Raw genomic sequence first — 20,183 nt, 5'->3', positions numbered from 1 at the left:
GATTTAACGCCCTTTTATCAAGTCACAATTATTATCAGGATCATAGACATTAAACTGCTTTAAAGTAATGCCCTTTCTTTTCGCCAAATATATATCAGCTTTTACGTTGTAATTTAAGCCAAAAATACGATACTTTAAGTCAGAAGTTACCTTTGATAGCTTATCTGTCCAACATTTAGCTTTTCCTAAGTCAAAAGGAAAACCGTCCTCTCCATGAGCATAATCATATGCAAGTCCCCACATCGCACTCTGATCGTTTTTTCTACCGGCTTCTATTAAGTACTTCTTGCCAAGTATCTCATTTCTTGGAATTACATGCGGGTGGCTACCTGTAAGTAAGAAACTTGAATAGGCCCTCATACAACTTCCTGAACCCATTTTTGCGGCTTTCACCATACCCTTTTCCCATTTATCATTAGGGCCATTTTGAAACCGCTTAATTAACATGTTTTTATCTCTAAAATGTTCATGTTCCCAAGTTAGGTCTTTATAGCCAGGAAATGGAGTTGGAATCCTCTGGCTAAATAAACACATGGCATCTGCATCACCACTGTAAGCCAATTTTTTTAGGCGCTGATAATAAGGATTGTCTTCCGTAAATTTTAGCCGGTAATTCCCAAGGTCAAGATTATAGTAATCGTGTAAATGCATATCCAAATAGGCCAAAACCGATCCTTTCATAACTTCTTTTTGCATTAATAGAAAAGCAGTACTAACTCTGTTGTCTTTACTACTATCAACATCTTTAGAATAAAGATTAGGATCCGTATTACCTTGTTCCGTCATTCGATAAATAGCAAAGAAGTTGGTAACGAGTTGCTCCTTTCGCTTTTTGGAAAGAGACTTTACTAATTTTTGATCTAAATCAGGAATACAGTTTTCAACAATCTCTTTATGCCCATCTTTTTTCCAAACATAAACAGGAGTTGGATATTTAACGGAACTTGGATCAATATTCACCAAAGTTCCCGGTTGTAACTTACAGCGACCATAAGAATCCACAATCGTTCTTTTTGGCTCTGGATTTGCATAGGTATTGCCAAGATAAAAAATAACACCACCAAAGAAAATAACAAATGCTAAACCGATAATTTTCTTTTCTCGTATAGATAAAAATTGGAATAACAATGATGGTGTTTTTCTTTGATTCACAATACTTTTCTTCATAATCAGCTCTTGAATCCATGTTTCCACATACACACCCCAACCTGGCAGATTTTCAATGTCTTTTGTGTGCCTAATAATATCGCCGCTTGTTTCATAAACACTCTTTTCAACCTGTTAAACGCTATCAATGTATCAATGGGGTCAGACTCGATTGATTTCATCTCTATATTTCTTTGACTTCCTGTCACCACCTCTTGCTCTGGGTGTTGCAGGACGGTTTATCAATGGGGTCAGACTCGATTGATTTCATCTCTATATTTCTTTGACTTCCTGTCACCTCCTCTTGCTCTGGGTGTTGCAGGACGGTTAATTTGTTTTTCGATCTTTTCTTTAAAGTAGTCACTTCCTAAAACCCAGGCTTTGTTTGTTGAACGCCGTATTTCTTCTATAGATTTTTCTTCTATCATAGTGTTGAACAATCCTCTATAGGCTTGTGTTCGTTGTTCTGTGTCTTTGCCTAGTTCATTGTATAGAGGGTGTGGCGTAATGAGTTTGTTTTCATCTCCAGTGGCATTGTGCATATAACTTGACCAAGGATATTCTGAGGGATGTTCTACCATGTTTGCTCTAACAGGATTGAGTTCTATATAGCGATAGCAGATAAGTGCATAGTGTTCACTGTCAATTAAGGTTGCTTTATAACGCCCTTCCCATAGGGTGCCTGTCCTTTTGTAACTGTAATTGAAGTATTGAACATAGTAGCGCCCTATCATTTGCATGGCTTTGGATAGACTGTCCTTATTTTGTGGTGTCATGAGTAGATGGACATGGTTTGTCATAAGCACATAGGCATGTAAATCACATTGGTGTTTTTTGCATGCTTCTTCCAGTTTTTCCAAATAAAACCCGTAATCTTCATTTGCATAGAAAATCGGCTCACGGTTATTTCCACGCACTATAACGTGTTGTGTTTGGCCTGGAATATTGAAACGTGGAAGCCTTGCCATAATTAATTTACATAAAACCCAAAATCAATCGAGTCTGACCCCATTGATTTCGCTCTCGGATAGGTTGTTTCTCTCAGGGTCAGCAACTACATAAATTGGATCTAACTTAGTTGTTTCATTAGTGCTCATTACTTTCCCCTTTGTTGAAGTTATTCATATCAACTCTTAATGACTTTCTTCAACATCTTTTTACAATCGGAAATTAGCAGGTACACTGTAAGAAATACCAATATCGGAACAAACCACAACATACCTATATTCATAAATTGCCAAAAAATTAAACTTGCCAAACCTGGTGTCGTTACAAACTTCCCTACATATGATGTAGTAAATTCACCGTAATTTACTATATAAATATATGGAGTAGCCACAAGCATCATAAGAACGACAAAAAACAATACGTACGTAGAAACACCTGTTTTAACATTGGTTTGTATGACTGGCTTTGAATTTCCATACAAAATCCACTTTATGGACATAGCTAATAAAAATAGACCAAGCACAATCGCCCACAATACCCCCCAACAAATCAGTACCATATATTTTTGAGCATCAACATCATGCTGATAAATTCTTGTTTCAAGTCCATTATAGGTTGACTGTAGCCATTGCTGATGTTCAAACCATGTATGTAAACCAATAGGTTTTAAATACACTTCCCACCAATCAGTATAAAAAAACACGACATTCCAAACCAGCAAGAGTACAAACGGCGCTAATACAATAGCTGTTTGCATCCTTTCGTTTTTTTTATTCAATATCTTTTGATTACTCATTAATGCATTCCATGCCAATCTCAAACACTACCCCAACCTGGCAGATTTTTAATGTCTTTTGCTTACCTAATAACATCGCTTGTTTCATAGAATTCTACTTAACTCTTTTAAACACCGAGCGTAATATCCGTGAGACTGGATGTCATGGATTTGAGGTCATCCAACTCAAGGGTTCCAACGGTACTTTTTAACTCTAAATATCTTAACCATGTTTTATAGTTAAGTTCTACCGCTTGTCGTTTAGCCTTAAACAAATCTACTTTTTCTTTTTGAACATTAATAAACTCTTCCATACCCAGTTCCCATTTTTTATGGGCTTGTTCGTAAGACTTTTCGCGATAGCGAATAGAGTTTTTTAGTGCCAGGTATTGCTGTTGGTTGTTGTAGATTTCTGATACCAACTGTTGGATATGCTGTTGCAAGTCGAGCCTCTTGTCTTCATGACTAGACTCGGTTTTTTCATATGTCTTTTTTTGTTCATCAACGGCGGCATTGGTTTTAAACCCTTGAAATAGATTCCAGGTAAACTCAATGGCAACATTTGTGTCTTCACTATGTTTGAGTTGATCTGTCACGACACCATGGTTTTCTTGGCGAATCACAGAACCTACCAAATCTATCTTAGGCCAATATTGCGAACGTCGTGACTTGATGTCACTTTGATTCATATTGAGTTCTGCTTGCTCTTTTTTGATCTCATGGTTGTTATCAAGAGTTTGCTGCCAATAGTGGTTAAAAGTGGCATTAATTTCGGAGTCTTTAGGAGCAATATCTATATTACTGTCATCCGTCGTTTTAACATCCAATGAATTAATCTGTTGATGAGCTAGTCTGCTTAGATTGAGAAGCGATAGCTGGTAACGGTTTTTGGCTTCAATCGCATCTGCAATATTGGCATAGAGATCGGACTTTGCTCTTTGTATATCCAACTCGGAACCAGAGCCAAGCTTGGCACTTAACTCAGCTTTTTCTAGAAGCATCTTAGACTGCGACACTTGTTCTTGTGAAAGTTGTATATTTTGTTTGGCAATGAGCCCTTCCGTGAATATACCTGCAACATTCAAAATCAGTTGGTCACGTGTGAGTCGTTGTTGCAGCGCAACTTTTTGCTGGTTGTAATATTGACGGTCGTTGGTGTACCAACTGTTCAAGTCAAACAGAGGCTGGCGCACATCTAGCTCATACTTTTCGTAATCCAGATTATTTTGAGAGCGATTTGCAGTGGTGATCATGTCAACAGATGGCATGAAGTTACCGAAGGCTTGCTCTTTCTGAAAACGGGCTATTTGCACATCATCTATCGCCATTTGTAACTTAGGATGGTTCTGCGCTACATCGGAAAAAATTTGATATAGGTTTTCTGCCATCGCGCTGCCCGAACAAAAGCTCAAGCAAGCAAGAACACTGGCTTTAATGCCTTTATTGACTAGGTTGAGCTTCATCATCTGCCTTAACTTCTACTACTTCTTTTTCCCCTTGAGCAGAGGTTTTCAAATAAAACAAACTTCCTTCTGGGTTTATTTTTTTATGAAGGTCTTCAACTAATTTTTCAGCCTGTCCATAAGGTGCAATGACATCCACCACCCAGTACTTTTCGCCACTTTGCCAATCTGCCGGCTTCATGCGAACATTGCCTTCTTTAAGTCTTTCTTCTACGTCATCAGAAACCTTTGCCCAAAAAATGGCGGCGGCTGGTCGGTCTTCCATACGATAGATACGAAACTGTTTTAATGAGAGCGGTAGAAAAACCATAGCTTCAAGTTCATAAATAAAAAGACCTTTATGATATGGCGATTGCGACATCAGCCAAACAATCTCCCCAAGCATTTGCCCAAAAGTATCTTGATGTTGTTGCTCAGGAGTTTGCTGTTCTGTGTTTTCCATGCTGTTTCCTTACCTCTCTCTCATTACTTCATCTTTATAGCGCATGATTGGCGTTAAAATGTATTCAATCAACTTACGTTCGCCTGTTAAAATATCTGCCACCGCAGTCATTCCAGGAATTAACTTAACATCCTTCTGCCCTACACGAATACTATCTTTATCCAGCCTGACATAAGCCTCATACACCAACCCTTTTTTGTCATCAAGCGTTGCCGCATCAGACACTCTGATAATATGCCCATTGAGCGCACCATATTTAGTGAAATTAAAGGTGTCCAATTTAACTCTGACTTTTTGCCCGACATACACAAAGCCAATATCTTTATTGAGTACTTTTAATTTGACATCAAGCGGCGTGTCTTTTGGGATGATTTCCATTAACTCTTCTGCTGGCTGGACAACTCCACCAATAGTGGTGACTTTTAGGTTATTGACAACCCCATCAATCGGGCTATATAGAGATTTTTCATCCAACTCGCGTTTTAATTTACTAGACTCATTACGCTGTACGTTCAGCTTCTTTTCTGTGTCGCTGAGCTCTGTTTCTATTTGCTCGTTAAACTCTTTTTTGTAAACAAGTAACTCGGTTTTTGCCACTAGTAGATCCGCGACTGCTTTAGCCTGAAAACGCTTTTGTCTGTTTACTTTTTGCATCTGTATCAGGTACTTTTCCTGCATTTCATCAAGCTGTCTTTGGCTGGCCATATTATGTTTCTTTAGCTCTTTAAGGCGAGTCAAGTGTTCCTCATACATGGGAATTAGTTTTTCATTTTCATTCATCTCATCGGAGTAGTTTTGTGCGCTTTTTTCCGCGACCTCGACCTTGCTTTCAAGCAGATCTAATTTTTCTTGGTAATGCGACCACTGAGCGGTAAAAACCAAATATGCCTTTTTAACTTGGCTTGGCTTCATATCTTGTGGCGCCACAAAACTTGCAATACAGTCCTTGCCCTTCATTTTGTTTTGAAGACATAGTGAGATAGTATTCAACCGTAAATACTTTTCTCTCAATGACGAAAACTCTAGCGCAGATTGGGTGTAAGAAGCAGATGCGACTTTGGTATCAAGCTGTATTAGCAGATCACCTTTCTTAACGTGCTGTCCGTTGTGAACCAAAATCTCATCAATGGTACCCAATGCCTTGGGTTGTATCTTTTTAACCCTCTCGTCCGTTACTACTTCACCGGTTGCATGGTTAATGATATCCACTGTCGAAACGCTTGCCCAAATGATCAAAATAGTGGTTAGCAAAATAATGCTTGTCGGAATTAACCAAACAATCGTTGGAAGTTTTTCGTGCAAAATTGCTTCTGCACTGGTTAAAGCTGTTGTTTCGGTGTTTTTTGTTTGCATCATGCTTTTTACTTGTTTTTGGGTTAACTTAGGCAACTTTCTGTAGTTGGTAATAGTCATAAAAATGACCTTTTTTCTCCAACAATTCCTGATGCGTTCCAGACTCTACGATGTGCCCATTTTCCAAAACGATAATTTTGTCCACCATTTTTAATGTCGATAAACGATGTGCCACAATAAATGTGGTTCGCCCTTCAGTCATCTCTTGCATATGCGTTTGGATAATGTGTTCTGACTTTGAGTCCAGATCACTGGTTGCTTCATCTAAAATCAGAATATGAGGATCAGTGATTAACGCACGCGCAATAGCGACTCTTTGACGTTGTCCTGCTGATAAAAGAGAGCCTTGCTCTCCAACTAAAGTGTCATAGCCATGCTCAAGATGATGAACAAACTCATCGACACCGGCTAATTTTGCAACTTGCTCTATTTTTTCATTCGGAACGGTTGTATCGGTAATGGCTATGTTATCCCTAACAGAGAGATTAAAAAGCAAATTATCTTGCAATACAACGCCTATATTGCGTCTAAGCCAAATTGGGTCGTACTGCGTTAAAGGCAACCCATCGACGTAAATTTTTCCAGAATTTGGCTGATAAAGCTTTAAAAGCATCCTGACCAATGTCGACTTGCCAGCACCAGATGCACCAACAATACCAACCACTTCGCCCGCTTTGACATCAAAGCTAATGTCATCTAACACCACAGGGCTGTTCTCAGCGTACTTGAACGTCACATTTTCAAACTTAACCGCCCCTTGAATAGCTGGCATATGTTGTCTATGCTTTTTTAAATTAGGCTCTTCATGCGCATCCAAAATTTCACCAAGTCTCTTAACAGAAATGGAAACTTGATGCATTTGCATCAACATTTGGGCAATACGTTGTGCCGGTGCCATAACACGACCCACTAGCATATTCATCGCAATCATTTGCCCTGGAGTTAGCGTGCCGTTTAAAACCCCCATAGCACCAAAATACATTGTCAGCGCAACAGTACCTTTTGAAATAAACTGTCCAACTTGAGAAACATTTCCAGACAGGCCTTCTGACTTTTCTGCAAAATGACTGTGGTCGGCTACTTGCCTCTCCCAACGTCGCTGCATTTGGGCTTCAAGTGCCATTGATTTCAGAGTATCCATTCCTCTTACAGCTTCCACAAGATAAGACTGATTATCGACGGTCATTTTATGCTTCTGATGTAAGCGTTCCTTCAAAAATGGATTAACAACCCCATAAACAACAAAAAACATGATGATGCCAAGAATGGCAATTAACGTAATTTCTGCACTAAACATGAACATGACTGCAAGAATGATCAGACTGAACGGAAAATCAATCAACACAGTTAAACCGTAGCCACTAACAAAACTACGAATGGACTCAAGCTCTTTAATACGAACTACAGTATCTCCAGTTTGGCGTTTGGTAAAAAAACCAATTGGCAAATGTGTGAGCTTTCTAAAAACCTTGGTGGATAAGATAATGTCTAATTTGGTTGTTGCATGGCTGAGTATATGTTTTCTCATAAGAGACAGTACAAACTCAAAAATAGTCAGAATGACTACACCGATAAATAGGACATTAAGCGTGTTTACACTGCTTGCGCTGAAAACCTTATCCATTACCACCATCGAGAACAAAGGCGCAACAAGAGCAAATATCTGAATAAAGATTGCGGCAAGAATAACTTGAGAAAAAATCATTCTTTGCTCAAGCATAGCCCGTAAAAACCAAGCATAGCCAAATTTTTGTTCAACTGAAGAGTCTTTGACTGTCTTAACTTTGAATGACAAACTAACGCCTGTGATTTGCTCCCACAACTCATCTTTATCAAGCTCATGAGGCGAAGGCAATGAAGCATCTTGCACTAAGGCTTTACCATCACCTAACCATTGAGCAACCAATAAAACGCCTCCCTGCTTGGTTTCAAGCAAGAAAGGTGTTGGCAATTTCATTAAATGCTTTTGCGTAACTTCTTTACGACTGGCTTTAAGATCAAGAAGATTTTTGGCGACATACAATAAATCTGAAGTATCCCAGTCATCTTGTTTTCCATAATCTTGTCGTAGCAGCTTTGCATCAACTGGAACGTTAATCAGCTTTAAAAGCAGTATAAAACTTTGAAATGTATTATCGGGTTTACTCATCACAGGCGGCCTTTTGCCAAGCTAAAAGCTTGTTATAGAAAAAGTTGTTTTCATTCAGCTTAACAGCCATAAAACTAGTTATTTTTTACGGGATAATATAAAAGCATTTACTAAAACGCGCCACGATTATCTTAAATTGAGGCAACTTTTTACAACAAAAATAAGTTATCGCCCTACAAAAGAGAATTGAATTACACACAATATTTATGTGTTTTTTATGAAAGAGAGATTAAAGCTAGGTTACTTAAAGAGAGCCTTAAGTTTTAAAGCGAAGTATGGGAATTCTTAAATGACCGTAAAAACACAAAGCATGTCTAAAAAGATTATTTAGGCATAAACACGGGAAAATACAAATGGTGCCCAGGGCCGGAATCGAACCGGCACGGTGTTGCCACCGAGGGATTTTAAGTCCCTTGCGTCTACCAATTTCGCCACCTGGGCTGATAGGTGGTTCGCCGAAGCGTTGGATTTGTATTACGAATGCTTGATTTGTTTTTTATAAAGACTTTATAAAAAATGGAGGCGCGACCCGGAATCGAACCGGGCTAGATGGATTTGCAATCCACTGCATAACCTCTTTGCTATCGCGCCATTGGAGCGGGAAACGAGGATCGAACTCGCGACCCCAACCTTGGCAAGGTTGTGCTCTACCGCTGAGCTATTCCCGCTTCGTAATGAGGGCGTATTATAGGATGTGTCAGAAAAATTACAAGCTTTTTTTCAGAAATTTTGAGGGGCGCTATCCGGCAAATAGAGCGGCTTTCACCGCTCGTTTGCACTAGACGTTTTAGTGATTTTCGTCTTGAGCTGCATCCCTTAAAACGGGAAGTGCGGCCACGGAATATTGCCACCAAGTAATAATCGTTAAGGCTGCGGCAAAATAAAGCATTGGAAAGCCGAGTTCACCCCAGTTAATGCCCCACAAGCTGCCGCCATAAATCAACCACGTCAAAGCCGCTAATTGGGAAGCTGTCTTTATCTTTCCTAGCTTGGAAACCGCGACCACTTCGCGTGCATTGTTTTCTGCCATCCATTCACGTAGTGCGGAGATACTGATTTCTCGCATCATGATAACGATAGCGGACAAGGTTACCCATAGGTTTTGATACTCCACCGAAACGACAATCAGCGCTGCCGAGACAATCAACTTGTCTGCGACTGGGTCAAGAAACGCGCCTAGTTTACTGCTGACATTAAGCTTTCTTGCAAAGAAACCGTCAAACCAATCGGTAATAGCGGCAATCATAAATGCCAGCCCGGCCCAGAAACGTGCGTCAGGAATAGGAGAAAAATAGCAGATTAAAAAAACCGGAATCAAGGCAACTCTTGTCCAGGTCATTAACATAGGGAGTGATCTTAAATATTGCATTCTTTTGTTTTGAAGTTGTGAATTTTAAGGAATCTTATCATAGTCATCCCGCTTACAGAGGGGAAACTTAGCTTTTTGGACGAATAACAAACCATTCAACAATAAGAGGCGCGTTTTGCCCCTGTCCTTAAATATCTCCATGGAAAAAATCGTAAATGGTTTGCGCCATATTGCCACTGATGCCCGGTACTTTTTGCAGCTCTGACACCGCTGCATTTTTAACATCGGTAATACCACCAAAATGCAGCAATAGTTTTTGGCGGGTTTTGGCGCCAACGCCAGGGATGTCTTCAATTCTGGAGTGTGTCTGTGCTTTTTGCCTACGGGCACGGTGGCTGGTGATGGCAAAACGATGAGCTTCATCTCGAACATGATTAATCAGATGTAACGCGATGTCATCCGCTTCAAGATCAATGCCTTCAAAGTTCTCTGGCGTGTAGAGTATTTCCAACCCGGCTTTACGCCCTTCTCCTTTGGCAACGGAAACCAAAGGCACACTTTCCAGATCCAGTTCTTTAAAGACTTCAATGGCTTGATTCAACTGCCCTTTACCGCCATCGACCAACACCAAATCGGGAAGTGGCTTGTTTTCTTTTTTCAAACGGCTGTAACGCCTGCTGATGACCTGGCGCATTGCCGCGTAGTCATCTCCGGGTTGGATACCTTCTATATTGAACTTGCGATAGGCATTGGTATTAGGCACGCCTTCACCGAAAACCACGCAACTGGCAACCGTCTGATTACCTTGGGTGTGGCTGATGTCAAAACACTCGATATGGTTGGGTAAGTGTGCAAGCAACAATACTTCTTGAAGCGCTTTGACACGGTCCATCTGCGAGGCTTTTTGGGTAATATGTTGTTTCAAACCGGAGGCCGCATTGGTTTTCGCCAACGACATTAAGCCTTTGGTGACCTTGTTCGTCGGCTGTTTGATTTCGACTTTGCCCATACCTTGTTGAGACAATAAATCTGCCAGGTTGGCCTGTTCTTCCATTTTGTGCTCTAACAGAATCACTTTGGGCAACGGCAAATCCAAATAATGCTGACTGATAAATGCGGAGAGTATTTCTTCTTCGGTTGAATCCGCATCCATTTTCGGGAAATGATTCTGACTTCCCCACAGGTTGCCGCCTCGGTACATCATCAGAGAAACACAGGTTTGCCCTGCTTGTCTTTCGAGCGCAATTACATCCGAGTCCTGACTGCCGGGTTGGTTAATGAGATGCTGACTTTGAATGGCTCGTAAAGCCGAAATCTTGTCCCGGTAAGAAGCTGCCTTTTCAAACTCGAGTTCTTCAGATGCCTGCTGCATTTTATCGGCGAATTCATCGATCAACTCAAAACTTTTTCCTTCCAAAAAGGCAATGGTATGTTGCACGTCTTCGTCATAGGCTTCCTTCGTAACCAAACCGTCGACACAAGGCCCGGTACAACGCTTGATTTGATATTGCAAACAAGGTCGCGAACGATGGTTGAAAACAGACTCATTACATTGTCTTACAGGGAAGATCTTTTGCAAGCTGTCAAGCGTTTGATGCACGGCAGATGCGTTAGGGAAAGGACCGAAGTAACGCCCTACTCTTCGCTTAGCGCCACGGTGATAACTCAGCGACGGGAACTGCTTGGAGGTTGAAACGAAAATATAGGGATAAGACTTATCATCGCGGAACAAAATGTTGTAACGCGGCTTGTAGCGTTTAATGAGCGTGTTCTCAAGAATCAGCGCTTCGGATTCCGTGTCGGTAAGTGTCACTTCGATACTGGCAACTTGCTCCACCAAAGCGCGTGTTTTGATTTCTTGATGGTTTTTATTGAAGTAGCTGGAGACTCGTCGCTTTAGATTTTTTGCTTTACCAACATAGATGACTTCGCCTTCGGCATTCAGCATTTGATAAACCCCGGGACGTTCGGTGAGGTTTTTCAAAAAGAGGGTCAGGTCAAAGTTTTCGTTTTGAGACATGTTTCCAGTAGAATAGTTGAACTTATTAAATTATTCGTATTATATCGAAATTAGCGAACAGGGATTTTACTATGGAACAAAACAAGGCATTCGACAGGCTCGCTACCGCAGCGGAGAACTTCATCAAACAAGAGCGTTGGAGCCGCCGCTGGAGCAACTTACTTAAAATCGTGATTGTGCTGTATATCTTGATTTCTCTTGGCATGCTGGTTAAGCAAATCTCTCCTTCTGATGAACTGTCAACGGCTTCAAAACATGTCGGTATCGTGAGCTTGCAAGGTGCGATCATGCCAGGTTCTAAAACCAGTGCTGATGCTATCAACCCGCTACTAAGAGAAGCGTTTTCAGACCCAAAAACGCAGGCGGTCATCATTAAAGCCAACTCTCCTGGCGGCAGCCCTGTTCAGTCGGCAATGATTAATGACGAGATCACGCGTTTAAAAGAAAAGTATAAAAAGCCGGTTTACGTTGTGGTGCAAGACCTGTGTGCTTCCGGCTGCTACTATGTTGCGGTTGCGGCAGATAAAATTTTCGCCAACAAGGGTTCTATCGTCGGCTCTATCGGCGTGCGCATGGACACTTTCGGTTTTACCGGCTTGATGGACAAATTGGGCATCGAGAACCGTTCCATGCATGCCGGCGAGCACAAAACATTTATTGATCCTTTCTCGGCAGAAGACAAAACCGGGCGTGCGTTTTTCCAGAAAAACATTTTGGATAGAAGCCATGATCAGTTTATTGAAACCGTTAAAAAAGGTCGCGGTGACCGTTTGAAAATCAATAAAGACACCTTTACAGGTTTGGTTTGGCTGGGAGATGCTGCGGTGAAAAACGGCTTAATCGACGGATTGGGCGATGCCGGCTATGTCGAGCGCAATATCATCAAGAATACTAACGAGAAAAACTACGAAGGTCGTAAGTCATTGATTGAACAGATGATGGGTGATATTTCTACCGAAACCGCCAGCAAGCTGTCGTTGTACTTAAACCAGCTTCATTAATAGATATTTTAAGTATTAGTAACTATTAATATTACACTTCCTAGCCTCTTATACCAAGTGTATAAGAGGCTTTTTCTTTTCTTTTTTAAGCAATTCGTTCGTAAATTGCCTTATATCAAAATCTAATTCAAAACCAATTTTGCTCAATTTCTTCACGACCTATACTGAAAGAAAAGGAGTGGTTATGGATAACTTCAAACCTAACCCAAGGGAAATAAAAGCTGAGTTGAACGCACGCCTTTTCAGCGAAATGATGCGCGGAATGTGGTTGACGCTTGGTTTTTCACTTTTGGTCGTGTCAATTATTTCTTATGTCTTAATCAATGTTGAAAAAAATATATGGTCCTGGGGATGGTTAGTTGCAAGCTTGATGATTGCTGGGCTACGTTTTTTTGTTTTAATGCTACATAATCGTGGCATATTTCCGCCAAACACCTTAATTCCATACAGTTATGCTGTGACGTTTATTTCGGGTATGGTGTGGGCAAGTTTGGCTTGCTTTTACAACTTGGATCACCCTTTGGCATTACAGCTCATGCTACTGATGGTAATGGGCGGCATACCGCTTATTTCGCTGTCAACGCACGGCAATATGATCGTTTCCCATATTTTGTTTTCTTTACCCGCTATGGTGGCACTCAACTATTGGGCACTATTCAAAACTCCAGAGTATTCTTTTACCTTTTTTATCATGACTTTGTTTTATACCTTTTTTGTGTATACCGCATCTTTCCGCTTCTACAATCGAATCAAAGACAGCTTTGCGATGAACCTCGAAAATATCGCTTTGGTAAACGCCCTGCAAGAGCGCCAAATACAACTTGAGAATTTAGCCTATGTTGAGCCACTAACAGAACTGAACAACCGCCGTTATTTCACCGTCTCCTCGGAACTGGCTCTGGAAAACATCTATCGAAAAAATGCTCGTCTATACTTCTTCTTAGTGGATGCTGACAAGTTTAAACATATCAATGATCATTACGGTCATGAAACCGGCGACAGCGTTCTTAAACACATAGCCGACTGCTTGAAGGAATGCGTAGAAAACTTCAACCGGAATCCGCTTTATGAGCAAGGACAAATTGCAGAATCTGCCAGGTTGGGGGGTGACGAATTCATCATCAGTTTTGTGGTACTGGATGAAGAATTTGATATTAAAAGCATTGCGGGGAAACTGCTTGACAAGATTCATCAGCCGATTGAAGTGGCTGGTAAAGTTATTTACCCTTTGGTCAGTATCGGCATCTCAGAGGCGCCAAGACAAGCGCAGGATGTGAGCGGCCTGCTACGTTTGGCTGACAAAGCAATGTACCAAGCCAAAAAACACGGTGGCGATCAGGTTTTCTACTGTTATTCTTCAGAATTGCCTCTCGAAAAAGGCAAATAATAATTGAAAATTCCCTAGCCATAAAAAAGCCCGCTAATGCGGGCTCTCTTTTACTTTGATGCTCAGTAGGCTTAAGCGACTGCGACACCAATATCGGAAAGTTTTTTAGGCGACTCAACTTCGTAATCCGCCATTTCATCAAATTGCAGATAACGATAAACGTCATTCGCCATGGTATCCAGCATGGCAACCGCTTCAAGATATTCCTCAAGCGTTGGGATATGCCCTTCGGCTGCACACACTGCGGCCAACTCGGCAGAACCAAGGTAAACGTTCGCGCCATTCCCCAAACGGTTCGGGAAGTTACGGGTTGAGGTTGAGAACACCGTTGCACCATCGGAAACACGCGCTTGGTTACCCATACACAAAGAACAGCCCGGCATTTCAGTACGCGCACCGACTTTACCGTAAATGCTGTAGTAACCCTCTTCAATCAGCTGGCGTTCATCCATTTTGGTTGGAGGTGCAATCCACAAACGGGTTGGAACATTTTTCATGTTCTCCAAAACTTTACCTGCCGCGCGGTAGTGACCAATGTTGGTCATACAAGAACCGATAAAGACTTCATCGATTTTGTCGCCAGACACTGCAGACAATAGTTTGACATCATCAGGATCGTTCGGGCACGCCACAATCGGCTCTTTGATCGTATTCAGGTCGATTTCAATCACGGCGGCATAGTCTGCATCGGCATCCGCTTCCAACAACTCTGGCGCATCAATCCATGCTTGCATTTCATCACGACGACGCAATAGCGTACGTGCATCCTGATAACCATTTTCCACCATCCAATCAATCAAAGCCATGTTTGATTTTAAGTATTCGATAATCGGCTCTTTAGCCAACTTGACCACACAACCGTTTGCTGAGCGTTCAGCAGAAGCATCAGACAATTCAAACGCTTGTTCGACTTTTAGATGATCCAAACCTTCAATTTCCAATACACGACCGTTGAAGATGTTTTTCTTGCCTTTTTTCTCAACCGTCAGCAAACCGTCTTGGATTGCTTGGTAAGGAATGGCGTTCACCAAATCACGTAGTGTGATACCTGGTTGCATCTCCCCTTTAAAACGAACCAAAACCGATTCAGGCATATTCAAAGGCATGACACCCAACGTCGCGCCAAACGCAACCAATCCTGAACCTGCAGGGAAAGAAATACCAATCGGGAAACGAGTATGAGAGTCACCACCTGTACCGACGGTATCCGGCAACAACAAACGGTTCAACCAAGAGTGGATAACCCCGTCACCAGGACGCAAAGCCACCCCACCGCGACTTGTCATAAAGTCTGGTAAGCTGTGTTGTAGTTTAATATCAACTGGTTTTGGATAGGCCGCTGTATGACAGAAAGACTGCATCACCAAATCCGCAGAGAAACCAAGACATGCCAGTTCTTTCATTTCATCACGCGTCATTGCACCTGTGGTGTCTTGAGAGCCAACAGTTGTCATGTGAGGCTCACAGTACATCCCAGGGCGAACCCCTTCGATACCACAAGCTTTACCCACCATTTTCTGCGCTAAAGAATAACCATGCGCAGCTTGAGATTTGTCTTGAGGACGGATGAATACATCCGAAGGTTCCATTCCTAACGCACGACGCGCTTTGTCTGTCAAACCGCGTCCGATAATCAATGGCACACGACCACCGGCACGGACTTCATCCGGCATGGTATCAGGTGCCAATTCAAACGTTGAGATGGTCTCACCTGCTTCGTTGGTGATCTTACCTTCGTATGGGTAAATGGTAATCACATCCCCCATATTCATTTGCTCAACATCACACTCAATCGGTAGTGAACCGGAATCTTCCGCAGTGTTGAAGAAAATCGGCGCGATTTTACCGCCCAATACAACACCACCTTGACGCTTGTTTGGAACATAAGGAATGTCATCACCGAAAAACCACATGACCGAGTTCATCGCAGATTTACGCGAAGAACCCGTCCCAACCACGTCACCAACATAAGCAACCGGGTGACCTTTTGCTTTTAATGATTCAATCGTACCGTCAACATCATCCATTCTCGCCGCCAGCATTTCTTTTGCATGTAACGGAATATCAGGACGTGACCATGCCGCAGTGGCAGGAGAAAGATCATCGGTATTGGTTTCCCCTTCCACTTTGAATACTGTGACAGTGATGCTTTCAGGCATTTTAGGTTTAGAAGTAAACCACTCGGCATCTGCCCAAGCTTTAACCACTTGCATGGCGTAATCGTTGGTTTTCGATTTCTCAACCACATCGTGATACGCATCATAAACCAACAAGGTTTTAGAAAGTGCAGCCACAGCCGCTTCGGCAACAGCTTTATCATTTGAATCCAACAACTCGATCAAAGGCAGCACGTTGTAGCCACCTAGCATGGTGCCTAGTAGGAAAGTTGCTTGTTCAGCAGAAATCAAATCAACAGAGATGGTTCCTTTCGCCACATCCGCCAAAAAACTGGCTTTTACATAAGAAGCTTCATCCACCCCAGGCGGTACACGGTTGGTCAACAAATCTACAACGAACGCTTCCTCTCCCGCAGGTGGGTTTTTAATCAGCTCAACCAACTCAGCGGTTTGCTTGGCATCTAATGGTAGCGGTGGAATTCCTTGTGCTTCGCGTTCTGTGACGTGTTGACGATAGGCTTCTAACATGGATTGTGACATAGTAGGTTCCTCGAAAAATAAATTTAGCTTATTTTACCACAGCCATCGCTAATGGCGAGAACCAAGACGCATGAATACGGCATTTCAGCCAATAAAAAACCCAACCTGGCAGATTTTCAACAAAAACTACCAGGTTGGGTCTATCAATAGTTCTTTTGGTATAAATGCTAATCAATCATTTAAACGCATCCATTGCCAACATAACCAATAGCCAGAGGTTCAACCCGACGATCAACGCCGTTGCAGACCAAGCCGTGATTTTGGTTTTTGCATCATTCACCAAGTCGCCCATAATCATTGGATTGGAAGTCATTCTTACCAAAGGAATCACGGCAAAAGGCAACTGCATAGATAAGATAACCTGCGACAAAACCAATAGTTGTAAAGGCGTCGTGCTTAACAGAATGGCAATCGCCGCCGGAATCATCGTTCCTAGGCGAATAAACAAACGTATCTTCAAAATGTTAATCGGACGCTTTTTGAAGAAAGATTCAAAAACGATTTGCCCAGCCAGCGTTCCAGTTGTTGAACTGGCAATACCCGAAGCCAATAACGCAATACCGAATGTCAAGGCGGCCGCCTCACCAAATAATGGCCCCAGTGTTTTATACGCCTCGTCTATATCGGTAATCAGCAAGCCTTTTTCATGGAAAGCTGCGGATGCCATAATCAAAATCGCTGAGTTCACCAACCAAGCCGCTGTCAAAGCAAGCACGGTATCCCACTTCATCATCTTGTAAAAACGATGTTGTGCGCCTACGGCATTGCCAGCGACTTCTTGACGCGTCATGACTTGATGGGAATGGAGATAGAGATTATGCGGCATAACCGTTGCCCCCAATATCCCCATTGCAATAAATAACGCAGTGGTGTCCATGATAGTGGCATTCGGCACGACCATGGCTTTTGCTACATCCGCCCACTCAGGTTGCGCCAACCAAAGTTCGACGACATACCCCAAACCAATGGTGGCAACGAACGCGAGAATGGTCATTTCCACCCAGCGGAAACCAAAACGCTCCAGCCATAAAATCAGCAACACATCGAAAATCGTCAGAAAAATCGCCACCACCAATGGAATATCGAACAACAGATTGAGTGCCACAGCAACGCCGAGAAACTCTGCCAAGTCGGTTGCCACCATTGCCAAGGCTGCCGTCGAAAGTAAAAATGTACCGCCCTTTCCCGGGTGTTCAGCACGGATCATTTGCGCCAGATTCTTACCGGAGGCAATACCCAGTTTTGCGCTCAATAATTGCATCAAAACCGCAATCAACGAAGCCAGGGTAATAACCCATAGCAATGCGTAACCATAACGCGATCCCGCTTCCAAAGAGGTTGCCCAATTCCCGGGGTCCATGTAACCGACCGACACCAAGAACGCCGGACCGATAAAAAGCCAAAACGACCGTTTTGAATCTAAAGTTTCTTTTACAGAAGCACTCATAATCTATTGTTTTTATTCACTATATTTATTGTCATTAATCTCTATTTTGTTTGACTGGCTGATTCATTTATTGCTTTAAGTTTTTGCTCAAAAATCAAAATATTTAGCCATGACTAACTTTTGAATAAACTATAGCAAATTTTTTTAATCTTCGCAGTAAATTTTCGCAAACCGCTAGTTTTAAAACACCTATAAAACCAACTCTTTAACCACCCTACATTCAACATAAGGGCACCTCGATTAACCCGTGATAAGTTTCTGCGGGTCTTAAAGTCGCCTTATTATAGGCGTGTCGCGCCGGTCTTAGTCATTCTATGGCCAAGCGACACAACAACGAAGAAGGCGACTTTAAGCCCCGCCCGAAGGGGCATAGCCAAATTATCCAGCGCTGTGTTGCGACCTTTTGCAAAGTCTAGACATTGCTGCAACGTCACGCCTTATCTGAACAATTTGGCGTTGCCAGAAAATATCATGGGTTAATCGAGGTGCCCATAAAGCTCACGCGCAAAGATAAGTTGTTTTGCGCTATAATACGCGGCATTAAAAATAATGAATTGATTGAAGTAAGGAACTAGAGCATGCAACTTTCGGAATTGACCGCTATCTCACCTGTTGACGGCCGTTACGGCGCGCGTTTATCGAATTTAAAAGAAATTTTCAGCGAATACGGTTTGATTAAAAACCGTGTTAAGGTTGAAGTCTCTTGGTTGAGAATGTTGGCAAACCACCCTGGAATTCCAGAAGTTCCGGCATTGAGCAGCGATGCCGAAAACCACTTGATGAAACTGGTTGACGAATTTTCTTTGGAAATGGCGCAACGCGTCAAAGAAATCGAACGCACGACCAACCACGATGTTAAAGCGGTTGAATACCTAATCAAAGAACACTTCGGTGACAATGCCGAGTTGAATGCTATTGGTGAATTCGTTCACTTTGCCTGTACTTCAGAAGACATCAACAACCTGGCTTACGCTTTGATGTTGAAAGATGCTCGCGCCAATGTCATCGTGCCAGAAATGCAGACCGTCATCGACAAGATTGCCGGCATGGCAAGCGATATGGCTGATATCCCAATGATGTCACGCACACACGGCCAGCCAGCTTCTCCAACAACAGCCGGTAAAGAGTTCGCTAACGTCGCTTACCGTTTACAACGTCAAGTCAAACAACTGATGAACGTGCAAATCATGGGTAAAATCAATGGTGCGACGGGTAACTACAACGCGCATTTGGCAGCCTACCCTGCTATCAACTGGTATGAGTTGTCAGAACAGTTCGTGCAAAGCCTAGGTTTAGCTTGGAACCCATATACCATCCAAATCGAACCGCATGATTACATTGCTGAATACTTCCACGCAATGCAACGTTTCAACACGATTTTGATTGATTTTGACCGTGACGTTTGGGGCTATATTTCAATCGGTTTCTTCAAGCAAAAAACCGTTGCAGGCGAAATCGGTTCTTCTACGATGCCACATAAAGTTAACCCTATCGACTTTGAAAACTCTGAGGGGAACTTGGGAATCGCCAATGCTATTTTCGACCACCTTGGCCAAAAACTACCGATTTCCCGTTGGCAGCGTGATCTAACAGACTCTACCGTATTGCGTAACTTGGGTGTAGGTGTTGCACACACTATGATTTCACTGCAAGCTACGCTAAAAGGTCTAAACAAGCTTGAAGTGAATGCCGAAGCCATGGCTGCTGACTTGGATCAAAACTGGGAAGTCCTGGCGGAAGCGATTCAAACTGTAATGCGTCGCTACGGTATCGAAAAACCATACGAAAAACTAAAAGACCTAACGCGTGGTCGTCGTGTCAACAAGCAAATCATGCAAGATTTCGTTGATACCTTGGAACTTCCAGAAGAAGCCAAGCAAGCATTGAAAGACATGACCCCTGCTTCTTACATTGGTAATGCAAAACAGCAAGCTGCTAACATTGAATTAGCGCTAACCATGCTTAAAGGTCGTTAAGCTTAAACACACTTTTCGCAATTAAAATCTGCCAGGTTGGGGTCACCATAAAACCCCAACCTGGCAGATTTTTTAATTTAGAGGGTTTTACACGAGTGAAACGCTTAGAA

14 protein-coding genes and 3 tRNA genes are annotated in these 20,183 nt (G+C 42.4%); 3 read left to right on the top strand and 14 right to left on the bottom strand.

Going from position 1 to position 20,183, the window contains the following annotated elements:
• Window positions 1-3: 3 nt before the first annotated feature.
• The 12 genes from F8R13_RS02665 to uvrC all read right to left on the bottom strand — a co-directional run bounded on the left by F8R13_RS02665 (window position 4) and on the right by uvrC (window position 11,605).
• Complete coding sequence (locus tag F8R13_RS02665) at window positions 4-1,194, bottom strand: hypothetical protein (protein ID WP_152831774.1); 1,191 nt, start codon at window positions 1,192-1,194, stop codon at window positions 4-6.
• A gap of 203 nt (window positions 1,195-1,397) precedes the next feature.
• Window positions 1,398-2,114 (bottom strand): transposase, encoded by a 717-nt coding sequence (locus F8R13_RS02660; RefSeq protein ID WP_152831773.1) that lies wholly within the window; start codon window positions 2,112-2,114, stop codon window positions 1,398-1,400.
• A gap of 158 nt (window positions 2,115-2,272) precedes the next feature.
• Entirely contained in the window at window positions 2,273-2,890 is a 618-nt protein-coding gene (locus F8R13_RS02655; protein WP_152831772.1) for a hypothetical protein, read from the bottom strand.
• A gap of 107 nt (window positions 2,891-2,997) precedes the next feature.
• Window positions 2,998-4,335, bottom strand: a complete 1,338-nt coding sequence (locus F8R13_RS02650; protein ID WP_152831771.1) for a TolC family protein — start codon at window positions 4,333-4,335, stop codon at window positions 2,998-3,000.
• Entirely contained in the window at window positions 4,310-4,774 is a 465-nt protein-coding gene (locus F8R13_RS02645) for a toxin-activating lysine-acyltransferase (protein ID WP_152831770.1), read from the bottom strand. The genes F8R13_RS02650 and F8R13_RS02645 overlap by 26 nt, the downstream gene beginning before the upstream one ends.
• Before the next feature lie 9 nt (window positions 4,775-4,783).
• Window positions 4,784-6,130 (bottom strand): HlyD family type I secretion periplasmic adaptor subunit, encoded by a 1,347-nt coding sequence (locus F8R13_RS02640; RefSeq protein WP_172967674.1) that lies wholly within the window; start codon window positions 6,128-6,130, stop codon window positions 4,784-4,786.
• A gap of 25 nt (window positions 6,131-6,155) precedes the next feature.
• Window positions 6,156-8,276: a peptidase domain-containing ABC transporter gene (locus F8R13_RS02635; protein WP_152831768.1), complete on the bottom strand. Its 2,121-nt coding sequence runs from the start codon at window positions 8,274-8,276 to the stop codon at window positions 6,156-6,158.
• A gap of 354 nt (window positions 8,277-8,630) precedes the next feature.
• Window positions 8,631-8,717 (bottom strand) — tRNA-Leu (locus tag F8R13_RS02630).
• 76 nt (window positions 8,718-8,793) lie between these two features.
• Window positions 8,794-8,867 (bottom strand) — tRNA-Cys (locus F8R13_RS02625).
• A 2-nt stretch (window positions 8,868-8,869) separates the two neighbouring features.
• Window positions 8,870-8,944, bottom strand: a tRNA-Gly gene (locus F8R13_RS02620).
• 119 nt (window positions 8,945-9,063) lie between these two features.
• The gene (gene pgsA, locus F8R13_RS02615) at window positions 9,064-9,621 is read right to left on the bottom strand and encodes a CDP-diacylglycerol--glycerol-3-phosphate 3-phosphatidyltransferase (protein WP_152831767.1); all 558 of its coding nucleotides are present in this window, start codon (window positions 9,619-9,621) and stop codon (window positions 9,064-9,066) included.
• Between the two features lie 151 nt (window positions 9,622-9,772).
• Window positions 9,773-11,605 (bottom strand): excinuclease ABC subunit UvrC, encoded by a 1,833-nt coding sequence (uvrC, locus tag F8R13_RS02610; RefSeq protein ID WP_152831766.1) that lies wholly within the window; start codon window positions 11,603-11,605, stop codon window positions 9,773-9,775.
• A 71-nt stretch (window positions 11,606-11,676) separates the two neighbouring features.
• On the opposite strand from uvrC, the gene F8R13_RS02605 reads away from it, so the two are divergent.
• Together F8R13_RS02605 and F8R13_RS02600 are read left to right on the top strand one after the other, a co-directional pair.
• Window positions 11,677-12,606, top strand: a complete 930-nt coding sequence (locus tag F8R13_RS02605) for a S49 family peptidase (protein WP_152831765.1) — start codon at window positions 11,677-11,679, stop codon at window positions 12,604-12,606.
• A 184-nt stretch (window positions 12,607-12,790) separates the two neighbouring features.
• Window positions 12,791-13,993, top strand: a complete 1,203-nt coding sequence (locus F8R13_RS02600; protein WP_152831764.1) for a GGDEF domain-containing protein — start codon at window positions 12,791-12,793, stop codon at window positions 13,991-13,993.
• A gap of 71 nt (window positions 13,994-14,064) precedes the next feature.
• Here the strand turns inward: F8R13_RS02600 and acnB are convergent, their stop codons facing one another.
• Both acnB and F8R13_RS02590 read right to left on the bottom strand, forming a co-directional pair.
• A complete protein-coding gene (gene acnB / locus F8R13_RS02595) occupies window positions 14,065-16,638 on the bottom strand; it encodes a bifunctional aconitate hydratase 2/2-methylisocitrate dehydratase (protein WP_152832092.1) in 2,574 nt (857 codons plus the stop codon).
• Window positions 16,639-16,825: 187 nt separating this feature from the next.
• The gene (locus F8R13_RS02590; protein ID WP_152831763.1) at window positions 16,826-18,097 is read right to left on the bottom strand and encodes an Nramp family divalent metal transporter; all 1,272 of its coding nucleotides are present in this window, start codon (window positions 18,095-18,097) and stop codon (window positions 16,826-16,828) included.
• Window positions 18,098-18,675: 578 nt separating this feature from the next.
• On the opposite strand from F8R13_RS02590, the gene purB reads away from it, so the two are divergent.
• Window positions 18,676-20,073, top strand: coding sequence for an adenylosuccinate lyase (gene purB / locus F8R13_RS02585; RefSeq protein WP_152831762.1), 1,398 nt, complete (start codon window positions 18,676-18,678; stop codon window positions 20,071-20,073).
• The last annotated feature ends 110 nt before the right edge of the window (window positions 20,074-20,183 follow it).

It is taken from the genome of Hydrogenovibrio sp. JE_KL2, from assembly GCF_009296185.1.
In the GTDB taxonomy this organism is placed as follows: Bacteria; Pseudomonadota; Gammaproteobacteria; order Thiomicrospirales; family Thiomicrospiraceae; genus Hydrogenovibrio.
The sequence above is the reverse complement of the archived record's forward strand: the minus strand, read 5'-3'. Positions and strand labels throughout refer to the sequence as shown.